Source organism: Thauera sp. WB-2, from assembly GCF_027594845.1.
Lineage (GTDB): Bacteria > Pseudomonadota > Gammaproteobacteria > Burkholderiales > Rhodocyclaceae > Thauera > Thauera mechernichensis.
In genome coordinates, this window is the sequence record NZ_CP088935.1 from 3,347,726 (window position 1) to 3,363,769 (window position 16,044).

General features: G+C 68.0%; 11 protein-coding genes. 5 read left to right on the forward strand and 6 right to left on the reverse strand.

The genetic code is table 11. The features are described from left to right. Window positions 1-49 precede the first annotated feature (49 nt). The gene (locus tag LQF09_RS15405; protein ID WP_270068350.1) at window positions 50-1,660 is read right to left on the reverse strand and encodes a diguanylate cyclase domain-containing protein; all 1,611 of its coding nucleotides are present in this window, start codon (window positions 1,658-1,660) and stop codon (window positions 50-52) included. A gap of 184 nt (window positions 1,661-1,844) precedes the next feature. On the opposite strand from LQF09_RS15405, the gene LQF09_RS15410 reads away from it, so the two are divergent. Both LQF09_RS15410 and LQF09_RS15415 read left to right on the forward strand, forming a co-directional pair. Then, a complete protein-coding gene (locus tag LQF09_RS15410; RefSeq protein WP_002944803.1) occupies window positions 1,845-2,924 on the forward strand; it encodes a hypothetical protein in 1,080 nt (359 codons plus the stop codon). 4 nt (window positions 2,925-2,928) lie between these two features. Next, window positions 2,929-4,056 carry a peptidoglycan -binding protein gene (locus tag LQF09_RS15415; protein WP_002932898.1) on the forward strand — a complete coding sequence of 376 codons (1,128 nt, stop codon included), beginning with the start codon at window positions 2,929-2,931 and terminating at the stop codon, window positions 4,054-4,056. Window positions 4,057-4,095: 39 nt separating this feature from the next. Here LQF09_RS15415 and LQF09_RS15420 read toward each other — a convergent pair whose 3' ends face one another. From LQF09_RS15420 to icmF, 5 genes are all read right to left on the reverse strand, one after another. Next, on the reverse strand, window positions 4,096-4,521 hold the full coding sequence (locus tag LQF09_RS15420; protein WP_270068351.1) for a hypothetical protein: 426 nt from the start codon (window positions 4,519-4,521) through the stop codon (window positions 4,096-4,098). A gap of 8 nt (window positions 4,522-4,529) precedes the next feature. Continuing rightward, window positions 4,530-5,699 carry a signal protein gene (locus LQF09_RS15425; protein WP_270068352.1) on the reverse strand — a complete coding sequence of 390 codons (1,170 nt, stop codon included), beginning with the start codon at window positions 5,697-5,699 and terminating at the stop codon, window positions 4,530-4,532. A 119-nt stretch (window positions 5,700-5,818) separates the two neighbouring features. Further along, window positions 5,819-6,208 carry a DUF2721 domain-containing protein gene (locus tag LQF09_RS15430; protein WP_002932894.1) on the reverse strand — a complete coding sequence of 130 codons (390 nt, stop codon included), beginning with the start codon at window positions 6,206-6,208 and terminating at the stop codon, window positions 5,819-5,821. 121 nt (window positions 6,209-6,329) lie between these two features. Next, a complete protein-coding gene (locus LQF09_RS15435) occupies window positions 6,330-7,208 on the reverse strand; it encodes a PEP-CTERM sorting domain-containing protein (protein ID WP_270068353.1) in 879 nt (292 codons plus the stop codon). A 254-nt stretch (window positions 7,209-7,462) separates the two neighbouring features. Beyond that, window positions 7,463-10,729 carry a fused isobutyryl-CoA mutase/GTPase IcmF gene (icmF, locus tag LQF09_RS15440; RefSeq protein WP_002932891.1) on the reverse strand — a complete coding sequence of 1,089 codons (3,267 nt, stop codon included), beginning with the start codon at window positions 10,727-10,729 and terminating at the stop codon, window positions 7,463-7,465. Between the two features lie 351 nt (window positions 10,730-11,080). Here icmF and LQF09_RS15445 point away from each other — a divergent pair, with 351 nt between their 5' ends. From LQF09_RS15445 to LQF09_RS15455, 3 genes are all read left to right on the forward strand, one after another. Further along, window positions 11,081-12,151 (forward strand): AraC family transcriptional regulator, encoded by a 1,071-nt coding sequence (locus tag LQF09_RS15445; protein ID WP_270068354.1) that lies wholly within the window; start codon window positions 11,081-11,083, stop codon window positions 12,149-12,151. An 876-nt stretch (window positions 12,152-13,027) separates the two neighbouring features. Continuing rightward, window positions 13,028-15,130: a PAS-domain containing protein gene (locus tag LQF09_RS15450; protein WP_270068355.1), complete on the forward strand. Its 2,103-nt coding sequence runs from the start codon at window positions 13,028-13,030 to the stop codon at window positions 15,128-15,130. After that, a complete protein-coding gene (locus LQF09_RS15455) occupies window positions 15,121-15,849 on the forward strand; it encodes a response regulator transcription factor (RefSeq protein WP_270068356.1) in 729 nt (242 codons plus the stop codon). Before LQF09_RS15450 ends, LQF09_RS15455 begins: the two co-directional genes overlap by 10 nt. Window positions 15,850-16,044: the final 195 nt, after the last annotated feature.

A 16,044-nucleotide genomic window follows, 5' to 3' on the forward strand; every position in this document is an offset into this window, starting at 1 on the left:
GGCCGCCGCCGTGTACAAGCACTGGCCGCGCCGCCGCGGTCAGTGCTGCTCAGCCCGGCAAGGCCAGGCGGTACTGTGACTTGCCGGCGCGCTTGGCTTCGTACATCGCCCCGTCGGCACGGCGCAGCAGTTCGCCGATCTGCGCCGGCGGGCAGTGCGTGAAGGCCACCCCGACGCTGACCCCGATCGTCACCCGCGAAACCCCATCGAGCGCGAAGGGCTGGCCCAGCGCCTCCACCAGCTTGCTGGCGATCAGCCGCGCCGTCGAGATCGCATCGAGCCGCGTCAGCAGCACCACGAACTCGTCGCCGCCCAGGCGCGCCACCACATCGGTCCTGCGTACCACCGCCTCCACGCGTCTCGCCACCAGGGCCAGCAAGGCATCGCCGGCGTGGTGGCCGTGCTCGTCGTTGACCGCCTTGAAGCCATCGAGGTCCAGCATCAGCAGGGCAAGGCCAGAGCAATCCTCCTGCCGCGTCACCAACTCGCCATAGGCCTTGTCGACGCCGCGGCGATTGAGCAGCCCGGTCAGCACGTCGCGCTCGGCCTGGGCCTGGGCCAGCGCCTCGGCACGCCGGCGCTCGGTAACATCGTTCATGATCCCCTGCAGCATGCCGGCCCGGCCTTCGAGCGGATGCAGGACCACATTCACCCAGCGCACACCGCCCAGCGCAACACGGCACTCGAAGTCGCCGCCCTGCACCGGCTCGCCGAGCGCAATCTGGTGCCGCATCTCATCGAAGCGCCGCTCCGGGTCGGCCAGCTGGTCGCCCAGCAGATAGCACTCGGCATGGTCGTCATGGAGCGGCAGGTCGAACATGCGTGCCAGCCACGGATTCCAGTCCGACAGACGGCCATCGGCATCGAGCGTGAACAGACCGGTCTCGGCGTTCTCGAAGATCAGGTGCCACTTGTGCTCCGCCGCCTCATGCAGCGCGCGCGTGCGGCGCTCGCTGGCGATCATCGCGCCCATGCGCTCGATCAAGGCGTTGATGTCGCCCGCCAGGCGGCCGATCTCGTCTCGCCCATGCCCCGTCGGTGTCACCAGACAGGCGCCATGCTCGGCGTCGAGCCGGTGCAGGTCGTCCGACAAGGTACGGATCGGCCGCGTGACGTGGCGGCTCACCACCCAGGCCACACCGCAGGTGATCACGACGACCATGCCCGCCAGCAGCAGGGCGATGAAACGCGAATAGGCACGTGCATCGGCATGCATCGCCGCGTGCTCGGGATGCACCCGCAGCACGCCGACGAGCTCGGCGTCATCAAAGGGCGAGCGCAGCGGCCGGCTCAGCCCGGGCTCGGCCGCCGGCACCTCGCCCCCGGCGGCGGCAAGCTCGCCAGCCTCGCCCTCGATCGCCGCACGAGCGATGCTGCGATTGTGCAAGAGCCCGCTGACCACCTCGCGCGCCAAGTGTTCGTCATGTGCAAAGGCCGCCACGCTGGCCGCGCGCTCCACGGTCAGGAGCTGCTCGCCCAGCTTCGCGTCCAGTCGCGCACGCTCCTCCTTCTCCACCAGGAGTGCGCCGGCCGCACCGACGAGCACACCGACCAAGGCCCCCAGGACGAGGATCAGCACCGTGGCCCGCGAGGCGATGCTGCGCCGCCAGCCCACGGACTGGAACGGCACACTCGAACTTGCGATATTTGGCGCGTTCATCAAAATTAAGTCATAACGGCAAATTTATTGACCATTGTCCTGCCGCTCGCGACAGACAAAAATGACCCATGTCACAGGCGGGCACGCAAACCTCAAATTCTGCAGGATTCGCGCTAGACTCACCCGCACCCGATTACCCGAACCGGGCGCCTGCGCGGCGCCCTGCATCCAGGAAAAGCCCTCGATGGAACGCAAGGCCTTCACCAAACCCGTCCATGTCACGACCTGGATGGGCATCTTTCTCGCCCTCGTCGCCGCGCTGGCCGCCGTGCTCGTGCCCCAGCTCAAGCACGCCTTCGTCGCCAACGCCGCCTTCAACGGCGTCATCCTGTTCGTGCTCGCCGTCGGTATCGCGGTCAACCTGCGCCAGGTCTGGCGCCTGCAGCGCGAGGTGCTGTGGATCGAGGACTTCCAGCACGGCGAGGCCGGCCCCGCGCCGGGCGGCCTCAAGCCGGTGCTGCTCGCCCCCATGGCGCGCCTGCTGTCGACCCGCAAGCGCGGCCAGTTCCACCTGTCGCCCACCTCCACCCGCTCCATCCTCGACAGCGTGCAGATCCGCCTCGAAGAACAACGCGACCTGTCGCGCTACCTCATCGGCCTGCTCATCTTCCTCGGCCTGCTCGGCACCTTCTGGGGTCTGCTCGTCACCATCCGCTCGATCGGCGAGATCATCGGCAACATGAGCGTCGGCACCGACCCGGTCGCCATGTTCGAAGCCCTCAAGACCAAGCTCGACGAACCCCTGGGTGGCATGGCGACAAGCTTCTCGACCTCGCTGTTCGGCCTCGCCGGCTCGCTCGTCGTCGGCTTCCTCGACCTGCAGTCCGGCCACGCCCAGAACCGCTTCTACAACGAGCTCGAGGAATGGCTGTCGCACATGACCAAGCTACCCTCCGGCGTCGGCGCCGAAGGCGAAGGCAACGTGCCCGCCTACGTACAGGCCCTGCTCGAGCAGACCGCCGAGAGCATCGAACGCATGCAGCGCTCGGCGGCGGAGTCCGAACGCGAGCGCCGCGCCACGGCCGAGCACCTGGGCGAGCTCAACAACCAGCTCACCCGCCTCGCCGACCTCATCACCCGCGAATCGCGCGACCTCTCCAACCTGTCGGCCAGCCAGGACGACCTGCGCGCGCTGATCCGCCAGGTGGCCCAACAACCGGCGCAGGGCGCGCAGTTCTCCGAAGACCTGCGCGCCGAGCTGCGCCTGCTGTCGCGCACCATCGGCGCCGCCCTCGGCGGCCAGGGCGGCAACCGGGCGGAATGACGACATGGCCTTGCTGACCCGCCGCCGCCGGCCGATGGACTTCTGGCCCGGCTTCGTAGATGCCCTCGCCTCGCTACTGATGGTGATGGTGTTCGTGATCCTGATCTTCGTCATCGGCCAGTTCGTGCTCGCCGACGCCGTCAGCGGCCGCGACCGCGCGCTCGAACGCCTCAACGCAGAACTCGCCACCCTTGCCCAGACCTTGAGCCTGGAGCAATCGGCGCGCGCGCGCGCCGATCTCAAGGTGGGCGAGCTCAGCGCCTCGCTCGCCAGCACCGAAGCCGAGCGCGAAGCCCTGTCCACCGAGCTGTTCGCCGCGCGCGACGAGCTTCATGCGGCCCAGGACGACGCCAAGGCCCAGCGCGAGGAGGCCGCCCGCCTCAGCACCGACATTGCCGCCCTGCAGCGTCTCAAGGCCGAGCTCGAAGCCGAGGCCGCACGCCTTGCCAGCGCGCTCGACACTTCCGAGCGCGGCCTCAAGGAACAGCAGGAGATGTCCGCCGCCGCGATCGCCCAGGTCGAGTTGCTCAACCGCCAGCTTGTCGCCGTGCGCGAGCAGCTCGAACAGCTCAATGCCGCGCTCGCCTCGGCCGAGGCCGCCACTCGCGACAAGGATCTCAAGATCGAGGAACTCGGCCGCGAGCTCAACCTGGCCCTGGCTGCACGCGTGCAGGAACTGGCACGCTACCGCTCGGAGTTCTTCGGCCGCCTGCAGGCCGTGCTCGGCAGCCGCAAGGACATCCAGATCGTCGGCGACCGTTTCGTGTTCTCCAGCGAGGTGCTGTTCCCCAGCGCCTCCGACGAGGTCAGTGCCGACGGCATGATCCAGCTCACCCGCCTGGCCGAAACGCTCAAGACCCTCGCCAGCGAGATTCCCACCGACCTGCCCTGGGTGTTGCAGGTCGACGGCCACACCGACCGTCGTCCGATCGCCACCGCCCGCTTCCCGTCGAACTGGGAGCTGTCCACCGCGCGTGCGCTCGCCATCGTCAAGTTCCTGCGCAGCCAGGGCATTCCACCGGAACGCCTGGCCGCCACCGGCTACGGCGAGTTCCACCCGCTCGACGCCCGCAGCACCGACGAAGCCTACGCCCGCAACCGCCGCATCGAGCTCAAGCTCACCAGCCGCTGAACCTGCACCGATGGGCAAGGGGCCACACCCCCTTGCCCATCACGGCAGCGGCAGGCGGAACACCACCCTGACGCGCTCATCGATATCGGCGCTCGCCACCGCGGCGAGCGCATGCGGCTCAGCGGCCACACGGTCGACAGCGGCAGCCCCATCCTCGAGCAGTTGCGGCGGCTGGGTACGGCCGGAAAAGCGCAGCCGCGCCCAATAGGCATCGACCTCGGCGATCTCCTGGCGCACAAGCTGGCGGTAGAAAAGCGCGCGATACGCATCCACCTCGTAGATCGTGGCACGCTCGCCAAAAGGCAGCGCGCGCGTGCGCCCGAGAAAGAGGTGCACGACCTGGGTACGCTCGAGCGCCACCACCCCGCTCGCCGGATGTGCGATCACGACCAGTTCGTCCGCGAACACCGCCCCGGCCAGGGCAAGGGACCCGAACAGCATGGACACAAGACGCCGCGTGATCATGCCGGCGCTCAAAAGACGAAATCCAGCGCGGCGGTAAACACGCTCACGCCGCGCGGCCCGACGCTGGTACCGCTGCCATCGAGCAGCATCGACGAGCGTTTGGCCTCGATGCGGTCAAGCTGCAGCTTCAGTGCCGCATTCGGCATCAGGTCATAGCGCACGCCCACACCCCATGCGTACTGGTCGTTTGCAATCAGCCCGGTGGCGAGCGCATAGGCAGCGCGGATTGGCGCAAGCTCGGCCTGGTCGGCGGGCAACGCCAGCGGCCGCGCTCCCGGTGTAAGCATGCCGCGCGAGTAGGTCAGGAATGGCTTCCACGCCCCCGCCCGATAGGCCAGCGTCGACCCCACGCCCCAGCCCTCGAAGCCCGGAAAGCGGTTCATGCTCGCATCGACCCCGAGCAGCTGGGCCGACCAGGGGCCATGCCGCCAGGTCATGCCGAGCCCGACATAGCTCAGGTTGCTGTTGCGCCCCTCCATCTCCGCGGCCCGGGTGCCCGCCTGCGCAGCAAGCTCGGGCGGCAGCAAGGGCGCGATCTCACGCAGCGCACCGGCCAGGCGCGGCATCAAACCGTCACCCGGCGTGCGCACCTGGCCCCAGGCCAGCCGCATCGCCAGGGCGGTCGACTCCCACTGCAGCGTCGCCCCCAGGGTCGTCGACGCTTCGCGGCGGAACAGGTAGCCGCCCCGGTAGTCCTCGCCGCGCGTGCGCCCGCCATAAAGCTTCAGGCTCAGTTCACCCTCGCCGACGACGGCGCTGGCACGCAGGTCAACGCCATCGAAACGGTCGAAGCTAAGCTGCCCGTACAGGTCGGTATAAGGGCGCACCGTGGTGTAGGCATAGCCGACATGCGGCGAATCGCCATCCAGGTAAATGTCCACCCCAAGTCGGCCGGCACGCAACTCCAGGCCGGGTGTCGGCGAATACTTGACGAAGCCCCAGCTCAGGCGCGGCGCCCACTCCCCTTTGCCATCCTTGCGCACCACGACCTGCGCCATCGATGACCAGCGTGCGTCGACCTGTACATCGGCCTGCACCCCCAGCACGGAATCGATCCCGGTCTCGAGCCGTCCCGCCTGCGCACCCTCGCGCTGGTCTGCGCGAGCGCGGAACTGGGTGTCCTGCGCATCGTGATAGCTCGCTGCCAGGGTGCCAAAGCCGCTGAGGCGCAAGCCCATTCCGGCTCCTGCCACGTCCTCCTGTGCGGCCGGGCTCGCCGCCCCCCAGCACAACAGGCCCACCGCCACCCAGGCCCTCGCCCCCCATCCGCGCATGAATGTTCCGCGCTCGAGCCCCCTCATTTGCCCGCCGCCTCCAGATCCTTCACCACCACCGACAAGGCCTCGGTCGAGATCAGCACTTCGACGAGCGAAAGCACCAGCGATAGCGCCAGGGTAAGGATGCTGGCGCCGAACAGCAGCTTGCCCGGCACCTGCGCGTCGAGGAACAGCGCGAACATCGACAATGCACACAGCAAGAAGCTGAACACGCCGAAACCCTGCATGTACTGGGTCAGCGCAATGCGGCGCTTGAGCCCTGGCAACTGGCGCTGCACCAATTCCGCCCCGCGGTCGGCCGAGGCACCGAGCTGGCGCACGACCTGGGCAAGCGTCAGAAAACGGTTGGTATAGGCCAGCAGGAGCAGCGAAATGGCAGGAAACAGCAAGGCGGGCGTCGTGAGGTTCATGCTTGGTCTGGTCAACGTGACTGCGACAGGGGTCCAAGCCCCATTCTAGCCCTCGCACACGCCCCAAAAGCAGATCGCCGCGGCATTGCTGCCGCGGCGATCTGCCTTGATGCAACTGGGATCAGCGCATGCGCCGACGATTCACCGCGCCCAGAGCGAACAGCGCCATGCCCATCAGCAACAGGGTGGGGGGTGCAGGCACCGGAGTCGGTTCGTCGCCGCAACCGGTCGTGCAACCGCCCGCATAGGCTTCGGTCACGATGGTCACATAACGCCCCTGGAAGCTCCCGGAGTCGTTGATCGACAGATAGCCCGTCGGCACCGAGGTGAAGCCGCTGTGCGACGAAGTGCCCCAGTTGCTCAGGCCCGCGGTGGTCAGGCCTTCATTGACCGGGAAGCCGGCCGTCGCCGCCGGAATGACCACCGATTCCTCCTGGAAGTACGCCGTCGTACCGGCCAGTTCGGCCGCCAGGAAGGAGCTGGTGTTCGACCACCACTGGCTGCCCGAGCCAGACCAGCCGTCGGCCAGCGACACGATGCCCAGACCGGTGCCGCTGCCGGCCCAGTTGACCGCATTGATCAGGAAGCCGCGCGGGCCGTCGTCACGCGCACCGGGGCCGTTGATGTAGTGCCAGTCGGCATCCTGGCCCGACAGGAAGGTGCGCGTGCCGCGCGCCGCCTCGATCGCGGACTTGGCGCCAAGCAGGCGGGTGGCGTCGAAGCCCATCCCGAAAACCTGGCTCGAGCCGATGACCAGCACATCATAGGCGCTGAAGGTGGGCGTGGGGTCGGACGAGTTCCACAGGGTGAAATTCCAGCTCAGGCTGCCATCACCGGCCGGATCGTAGCTTGCGGCACCCGCGGCCAGGTTGGTCATCTGCGCGTTGTAGGGCGCATCCTGGCCGTACCACAGGACGTTGATGGTGGCCGAATGCGCGATGGGCGCAACGCCGATTGCAGCGACGCAGGCCGCGGCGGAAAGAAGATGCTTCAGGGACATGAAAGGACCTCATGGGCTTGTTCAAGGAGCTGCTGCACCCCTCCAAGCAATCCGCATGCCAACACTACAAGCCACTGTTTTATTGCGATTTTCTTACCAACGCCAGGACTGCCTGTAGAAAGAGCCGACACCTTGCCCCCCGGCGGCAGCGCCACCGGCCCCACGCCGGCCCCACTCCGCTCATCCTGCCGGCGCAAAAAAAACGGCGCCGAAGCGCCGGATCCCACAAAGGGAGAGGGAGGGAGCGGGTTGCCTTACATGCTGCGGCGGTACTGGCCGCCGACCTTGTAGAGGGCATCGGTGATCTGGCCCAGCGAGCAGTAGCGCACCGCGTCGACCAGCACCTCGAACACGTTGGTGTTGGCGATCACGGCCTGCTGCAGCTTGGCCTGCCACTTCGGCGCCTCGGCCTTGTTGCGGGCATGGAAGTCGGCCAGACGCTTCAACTGGCCCTGCTTTTCTTCCTCGGTCGAGCGCGCGAGCTCGATCTCCTGCTGGGCCTGACCCTTCGGGTTGAGGAAGGTATTCACGCCGATGATCGGGTAGGAGCCGTCGTGCTTCTTGTGCTCGTAATAGAGCGACTCCTCCTGGATCTTGCCGCGCTGGTAGCCGGTCTCCATCGCGCCCAGCACGCCGCCGCGGCTGGCGATGGCCTCGAACTCCTTGAGCACCGCCTCTTCGACGAGGTCGGTGAGCTCGTCGATGATGAAGGCGCCCTGGTTCGGGTTCTCGTTCTTGGCCAGGCCCCACTCGCGGTTGATGATGAGCTGGATCGCCATCGCGCGGCGCACGGACTCTTCGGTCGGCGTGGTGATCGCCTCGTCGTAGGCGTTGGTGTGCAGCGAGTTGCAGTTGTCGTAGATCGCGATCAGCGCCTGCAGCGTGGTACGGATGTCGTTGAAGTCCATTTCCTGCGCGTGCAGCGAGCGGCCCGAGGTCTGCACGTGGTACTTCAGCTTCTGGCTGCGCTCATTGGCACCGTACTTGTTCTTCATCGCCACCGCCCAGATCCGGCGGGCGACGCGGCCGATCACCGAGTATTCCGGGTCCATGCCGTTGCTGAAGAAGAAGGACAGGTTGGGCGCGAAGTCGTCGATGTGCATGCCGCGCGCGAGGTACGACTCCACGTAGGTGAAGCCGTTCGACAGCGTGAAGGCGAGCTGGCTGATCGGGTTCGCGCCGGCCTCGGCGATGTGGTAGCCCGAGATCGACACCGAATAGAAGTTCTGCACCTTGTTATGGACGAAGTACTCCTGGATGTCGCCCATCATCTTGAGCGCGAACTCGGTGCTGAAGATGCAGGTGTTCTGGCCCTGGTCTTCCTTCAGGATGTCGGCCTGCACGGTGCCGCGCACGGTCGACAGCGTCCAGGCCTTGATCTTGGCGTACTCGTCCTCGGTCGGGTCGCGGCCGTTGTCGGCCTTGAACTTGGCGACCTGCTGGTCGAGCGCGGTATTGAAGAAGAAAGCCAGGATGATCGGCGCCGGGCCGTTGATCGTCATCGACACCGAGGTGGTCGGCGCGCACAGGTCGAAGCCGTCGTACAGCACCTTCATGTCGTCGAGCGTGGCGATGGACACGCCCGAGTTGCCGATCTTGCCGTAGATGTCCGGACGCGGGTCGGGGTCGCAGCCATACAGCGTCACCGAGTCGAAGGCGGTCGACAGGCGGTGCGCCGGCATGCCCTCGGAGACCCGCTTGAAGCGGCGGTTGGTACGGAAGGCGTCGCCCTCGCCCGCGAACATGCGGGTCGGGTCCTCGCCCTCGCGCTTGAACGCGAACACACCGGCGGTGTAGGGGAAGGAGCCGGGAACGTTCTCCTTCATCAGGAACTTGAGCGTCTCGCCCTCGTCCTCGAAGTTGGGCAACGCCACCTTGCGGATCTTGCTGCCGGCCAGCGAGGTGTGGGTGAGCTGGGTGCGGATCTCCTTGTCGCGGATCTTCACCACGTACTCGTCGGCGGCGTACAGCGCCTTCTCGGTCGGCCACTGCTCGAGCAGCTTCTTCGCCTGCGGGGTGAGCTCGCCGTCCTTCCAGTTGATGAGTTCGTCAAACGAACCCGCGTCCTTGCCGCACTGCTCGAACAGCCCCTTGGCGATCTTCAGCGACTGGCGCTCACGCGCCACGCGGGCCTGCTGCTCGACGTGCTTGTGGTAGCCGCGGACGGTGTCGGCGATCTCGGCCAGGTAGCGGGTGCGGTCGGCGGGGACGATGGCGCGGCCTTCCGACGACGCCTTCACGCTCACCACCGGCAGCTTGCTCTTGGCGACCTTCAGGCCCTTGCCCACCAGCGCCGGCAGCATGGCCTGGTAGAGCGCGGTGACGCCGTCGTCGTTGAAGCGCGCCGCCATGGTACCGAACACCGGCATCTCTTCCGGGCGCTGGCCGAACAGCTCGCGGTTGCGCTGGTACTGCTTGGCGACGTCGCGCAGCGCGTCGAGCGCGCCCTTGCGGTCGAACTTGTTGATGGCGACGAAATCGGCGAAGTCGAGCATGTCGATCTTCTCGAGCTGGCTGGCGGCGCCGAACTCGGGGGTCATCACGTACAGCGACAGATCGACGAAGGGCACGATCGCGGCATTGCCCTGGCCGATGCCCGAGGTCTCGACCACCACCAGGTCGAAGCCCGCCAGCTTGCATGCGGCGATGACTTCGGGCAGCGCGGCCGACACTTCCGAGCCGGTGTCGCGGGTGGCGAGCGAGCGCATGTAGATGTTGTCGTGCTCGATCGCGTTCATGCGGATACGGTCGCCCAGCAGCGCGCCGCCGGTACGCTTGCGCGAGGGGTCGATCGACACGATCGCGAGCTTGAGCTTGTCGTCCTGGTCGAGACGGAAGCGGCGCACCAGTTCGTCTGTGAGCGAGGACTTGCCCGCGCCGCCGGTGCCGGTGATGCCCAGCGTCGGCACCTTGGTCTTGGCCGCCGCCTCGATCAGCGCCTTCTTGACGTCGTCGCCGTAGCCGCCGTTTTCCAGCGCGGTGATGATCTGTGCCAGCGCACGGCGATCGCCGGCGGCAAGCGCCTTCAGCACCGCGTCGGCCTTCTGTGGCGCGGCCTTGGTGATGTCCATGTCGCAGCGCTCGACCACGCTGTTGATCATGCCCTGCAGGCCCATCTTGGCGCCGTCTTCGGGCGAGAAGATGTGGGTGACGCCGTACTCGTGCAGCTCCTTGATCTCGGCCGGCACGATCACGCCGCCGCCGCCGCCGAACACCTTGATGTGCTCGCCGCCGTTGGCCTTGAGCAGGTCGATCATGTACTTGAAGAACTCGACGTGGCCGCCCTGGTAGCTGGTGATGGCGATGCCCTGCACGTCTTCCTGCAGCGCGGCATTGACGATCTCGCCCACCGAGCGGTTATGCCCCAGGTGGATGACCTCGGAGCCGGTCGACTGCAGGATGCGGCGCATGATGTTGATCGAGGCATCGTGGCCGTCGAACAGGGCCGCGGCGGTGACGAAGCGCACCTTGTTCTTCGGCTTGTAGGGCGACAGCTTGTGCGCAACGCTGAGGTCGGTCATTTCGGTCATCTCCAGGTTGGATGAGATCTAACCCTGCAATCTTAGAAGCCCGACACCGCCATTGCCATTGCGCTTGCCGACGCTAATCGTGCAAAATCCGCCAACAACACCCCCACCGCGCACCGCCCCCCGTAGGCGCGGCGCCCGGCACGCATCGCCCCTCCCCGTAGGAGCGGCGCAAGCCGCGAGGGGTTGAAGGCGATGAGCGATCGGCGGACCAACCAAAAGCTCGCGGCTGGCGCCGCTCCTACAGCAGGCCACGGCGCGCCTTCCCCGTAGGAGCGGCGCAAGCCGCGAGGGGTTGAAGGCGACTCGCCCATGGCAATAACGATTCTGTGCACTCGAACAACCATGCCCGACACCGCCCCCCACTCCACGCTGCCCCCACGCCTGCGCCGCGGCCGCGCCACGGTAGCGCCCGGCTTCGTCAGCGGCATGCTCGCCGGCTACGTGCGCCGCGGCCACGACCCGGCGCCCCTGCTCTGCCGTGCCGGCATCGACCTTGCAGATACAGCCAGCCGCATTCCCGTCGAACGCTACGCGCTGCTCTACAACCTGTGCATCGAAGCGCTCGACGACGAAGCCTTCGGCCTGCTCCCACAGCCGATGCCGCCGGGCAGCTTCGAATTCCTCTGCCGCGCCATGCTGGGCGCACCAACGCTCGACAAGGCGCTCGGGCGGGCAATCCGCTTTCTGCGCATCGTACTGCCGGGCTTTCGCGTCGAACTGCAGCGTGACGGCGCGCAGGCAAGGCTCCTGATCGACGACGAAGGCCGGCTCGGCCCCCTGGCCGACGACCCCGCCCGCGTGTTCGCGTACGAATGGCTGCTGCGCCTGCTGCATGGCGTGGCAAGCTGGTTCGTCGGCCGCGGCCTCGCCCTCGACGCCGTTCGCTTTCCCTACCCGCGGCCGGCGCACGCCGACGACTACGCGCTGGTCTACACCGAACACTCCAGCTTCGACGCCGAACACCTGGTCGCCGAACTGCAGGCCAACCTGCTCGACCTCCCCCTGCGCCGCGACGAGGCCGCGCTCGCCAGCTTCCTCGACGGCGCGCCGGGCAAGATCACCACCCTCTATCGCCGCGACCGCGAGATGGTGTTCCGCGTCCGCGACCTGCTGCGCGACGCCCTGCCCCACAGCCTGTCGCTGGAAGAAGCGGCCGCCCGCCTGCACCTGTCGCCGCGCACGCTGCACCGTCGCCTCGAGGAAGAGGGCTCGAGCTTCCGCGCCATCAAGGACGCCACCCGGCGCGACATCGCCTATGCGCGGCTGACCAAGACCGCCCAGCCCATCGCCCACATCGCCGCCGAACTCGGCTACGCCGACCCCTCCACCTTCTACCGCGCCTTCGTATCGTGGTCGGGCGTGTCACCCGAGCGGTTCCGGCTGCAGCTTGCGCAGGCGGAAAAGACAACGTGACGTTGACGTAAGCGTCAATTCTTGGCCAAACTGCACGGCTGCGCGCCAAGCGAGGGCGGCAGACAAGACGCTCGCGGCTGGCGCCGCTCCTACGGCAAACCCAACGCGCGTCTCCCCCTGTAGGAGCGGCGCCAGCCGCGAGGGGTTGAAGGCGACGGGCGTGGGTGGGTGCGACGAAAAGCTCGCGGCTCGCGCCGCTCCTACGGCAAACCCAAGGCGCGTCTCCCCGCTGTAGGAGCGGCGCCAGCCGCGAGGGGTTGAAGGCGACGGGCGTGGGTGGGTGCGACGAAAAGCTCGCGGCTCGCGCCGCTCCTGCGGCAAACCCAACGCGCGTCTCCCCGCTGTAGGAGCGGCGCCAGCCGCGAGGGGTTGAAGGCGACGGGCGTGGGTGGGTGCGACGAAAGGCTCGCGGCTGGCGCCGCTCCTACGGCAAACCCAAGGCGCGTCTCCCCGCTGTAGGAGCGGCACCAGCCGCGAGGGGTTGAAGGCGACGGGCGTGGGTGGGGGCGACGAAAAGCTCGCGGCTCGCGCCGCTCCTACGGCAAACCCAACGCGCATCTCCCCGCTGTAGGAGCGGCGCCAGCCGCGAGGGGTTGAAGGCGACGGGGGCAGGTGGGTGCGACGAAAAGCTCGCGGCTGGCGCCGCTCCTACGGCAAACCCAACGCGCGTCTCCCCGCGGTAGGAGCGGCGCCAGCCGCGAGGGGTTGAAGGCGACGGGGACAGGTGGGCGGCCGACGAAAAGCTCGCGGCTGGCGCCGCTCCTACGGGCGCACCGGACAGGGCGCACGGGCACGCGCCATGCAGCAGCCTGTCGCGGCGCACGGCCGATTGTGCAAACATCGCGTGACAGCAACCACGACGGAGAGCGACACAGCATGGTGAAGGCCGACGAGGAGAGCATCACCTATTCCGCGCTGTCGCCCGAACAGCGCCGGCGCTACGACCTGCTGCTCGCCGGGCTCGACCTGCTCGACCAGGCGATCGCGGTGTTCGACGCCACCCCCAAGCTCGTCACCTGGAACAAGGCGCTGCTGCGCCTGCTCGACTTCCCCGAGTCCATGGTGCGCGTGGGCACGCCCTTCGAAGACTTCGTGCGCTTCAATGCCGAGCGCGGCGAGTACGGCCAGGGCGACATCGACACCCTCATCCGCGAACGCGTCGCCGCTGCACGCAGCTTCCAGCCGCACTACGTCGAGCGCGCACGACCCAACGGCCGCATCCTCGCCGTCCGCGGCGTCCCCATCCCCAACCTCGGCTTCGTGTCGCTGTGGACCGACATCACCGAGCAACGCCGCTACGAAGGCGTGATGGAGCAGCAGAACGTACGCCTCGAGGAGCGCGTGCGCGAGCGCACCGCCGAACTCGAGGCTGCCAACAAACGCCTCGCCCGCGCCAACATCGAGATCGACGATATCGCCGAGGCCCTGCGCCGCAGCGAAAACCGCCTGCAGCTCATCATCGACTCCATCCCCGCCCTCATCGCCTACGTCGACCGCGGCGAGATCTACCGCTTCGCCAACAAGGGCTACGCCGACTGGTTCGGCCTGGGCAAGGACGAAATCATCGGCCGCAGCATCCACGAGGTCTTCGGCGAGGACAGCTATACCCAGATCGTACCCCACCTCGCCCGCGCCCTCGACGGCGAGCGCGTCACCTACGAGTACGCCCGCCGCCTCGCCGATGGCCGCACCGTGCACGCGCGCAGCGTGGTCGTCCCCGAAGCCGACGCCGACGGCACCACGGTCGGCTTCTTCGTGCTGTCGATCGACATCACCGAACAGAAAGCCCACCAGGCCGCACTCATCCAGGCGCAGAAGATGGAAGCCGTCGGCCAACTCACGGGCGGGCTCGCGCACGACTTCAACAACCTGCTCACCATCATCATCGGCAACCTGTCGGTGCTCAACGAACGCATCGGCGGCGGCGCCGGCTCCGAGTACGTCGCCCCCTCGCTGCAGGCCGCGCGCCGGGGCGCCGAACTCATCCGCCGCCTGCTCACCTTCTCGCGCCGCCAGTCGCTCGAGCCGACCTCGGTCGAGGTCAGCGCCCTCGTGCACAACATGACCCACCTGCTGGTGCGCACCCTGGGCGAAACCGTGCGGGTGCGCCTGCGCCTGCCCAGCGACCCGCTGTACGCCCTGGTCGACCCGCACCAGCTCGAGAACGCCATCCTCAACCTCGCCATCAATGCGCGCGACGCCATGCCCGAAGGCGGCGAGCTCACCATCACCGTCAAGCGCCGCACCCTCGAAGGCACCCTCGCCCAGGTCGGCGAGCTCGCCCCCGGCGCCTACGTGCAGATCGACGTCTCCGACACCGGCGCCGGTATCGAGCCCGCCGTACTGCAGCGCGTGTTCGAGCCCTTCTTCACCACGAAACCTTTTGGTGGCGGCAGCGGTCTCGGCTTGTCGATGGTGTATGGCTTTGTCCGCCAGTCCGGCGGCAACATCCGCATCCGCAGCACCCCTGGCGCGGGCACGCATGTACGCTTCGTGCTGCCCACGGCCGAGGCCACCCCGGCCGAGAACCGCAAGGCAGCCGAGCCGCCGGCCGCGCAGCCGGTGCTCGACGGTCCGGTGCTGCTGGTCGAAGACGAACCCGAAGTGCGCAAGGTGATCCGCATGCAACTCACCGCCAACGGCTACCCGGTAATCGAAGCCAGCAATGGCGTCGAGGCCCTGGAGCTGCTGGAGAACATCGACGACATTGCCCTGCTCGTCAGCGACACCGTCATGCCCGGCGGCATCGGCGGACGCGAGCTCGCCCAGCGCGCCCGCGCGCTGCGCCCCGGGCTGCCGATCCTGCTCGTCACCGGCTACGCCAGCGAACGCGCCATCACCGGTGTCGCCCCCGCCGACGTACCCACGCTGCGCAAGCCTTTCGACCAGGCTACCCTGGCCGCAGCACTCGCCAACCTGCTCGCACCGCAGCCCGCCCCCACAGCGCCCCAACCGGAGCACGGCCAAACATGCCCCTGACCGCGACCGACGCCAACACGCCCGTCATCATGGTGCTCGAGGACGACCCCGAGATCGCCCGCCTCATCTGCATGAGCCTGGGCGAATACGGGTTCCGCTGCGAACACGTCAGCACCGGCCAGCAGCTGCTGGCGCGCGCACGCCGCAGCGCCCCCGACCTGTGCATCGTCGACCTCGGCCTGCCCGACATGGACGGCATGCAGGTCGTGCGCGAACTGCAGGACGGCAGCCCATGCGCGGTGCTCATCCTCACCGGCCGCAACGACGTCACCGACCGCGTGCTCGGGCTCGAGCTCGGTGCCGACGACTACATCGTCAAGCCTTTCGAACCGCGTGAGCTGGTCGCCCGCGTGCGTTCCATCCTGCGCCGCTACCAACGCGCAGCCGCCCCCGAGACCCCCACCGAGCGCACCATCGCCCGCTTCGCCGACTGGACCTTCGACGCCAGCCGCCACGCCCTCAGCGCCCCGGACGGGCGCGAGATCAGCCTCTCCGCCGCCGAAGCCAGCCTGCTCGCCACCCTGCTGCTGCGGCCCAACAAGATCCTGTCGCGCGAGCAACTGCTCGGCGAACGCGACGTCGACCCTTTCGACCGCAGCATCGACGTGCGCATCTCCCGCCTGCGCCGCAAGCTCGACGACGACCCGCACAACCCGCGCCTCATCAAGACCGTGTACGGCGCCGGCTACCTCTTCTCCGCCCAGGTCGCCTGGTCCTGATGCAGGCGCCGCGGCCTGCTGTGGGAGCGGCGCCAGCCGCGAGCTTTTCGGGTCCCGCCCAACCCCCGTCGCCTTCAACCCCTCGCGGCTCGCGCCGCTCCTACGGCGGGAACGGACGCCGCGGCGCCCTCCTGTAGGAGCGGCGCAAGCCGCGAGCTTTTCATCGCACCCACCCAACCCCCATCGCCTTCAACC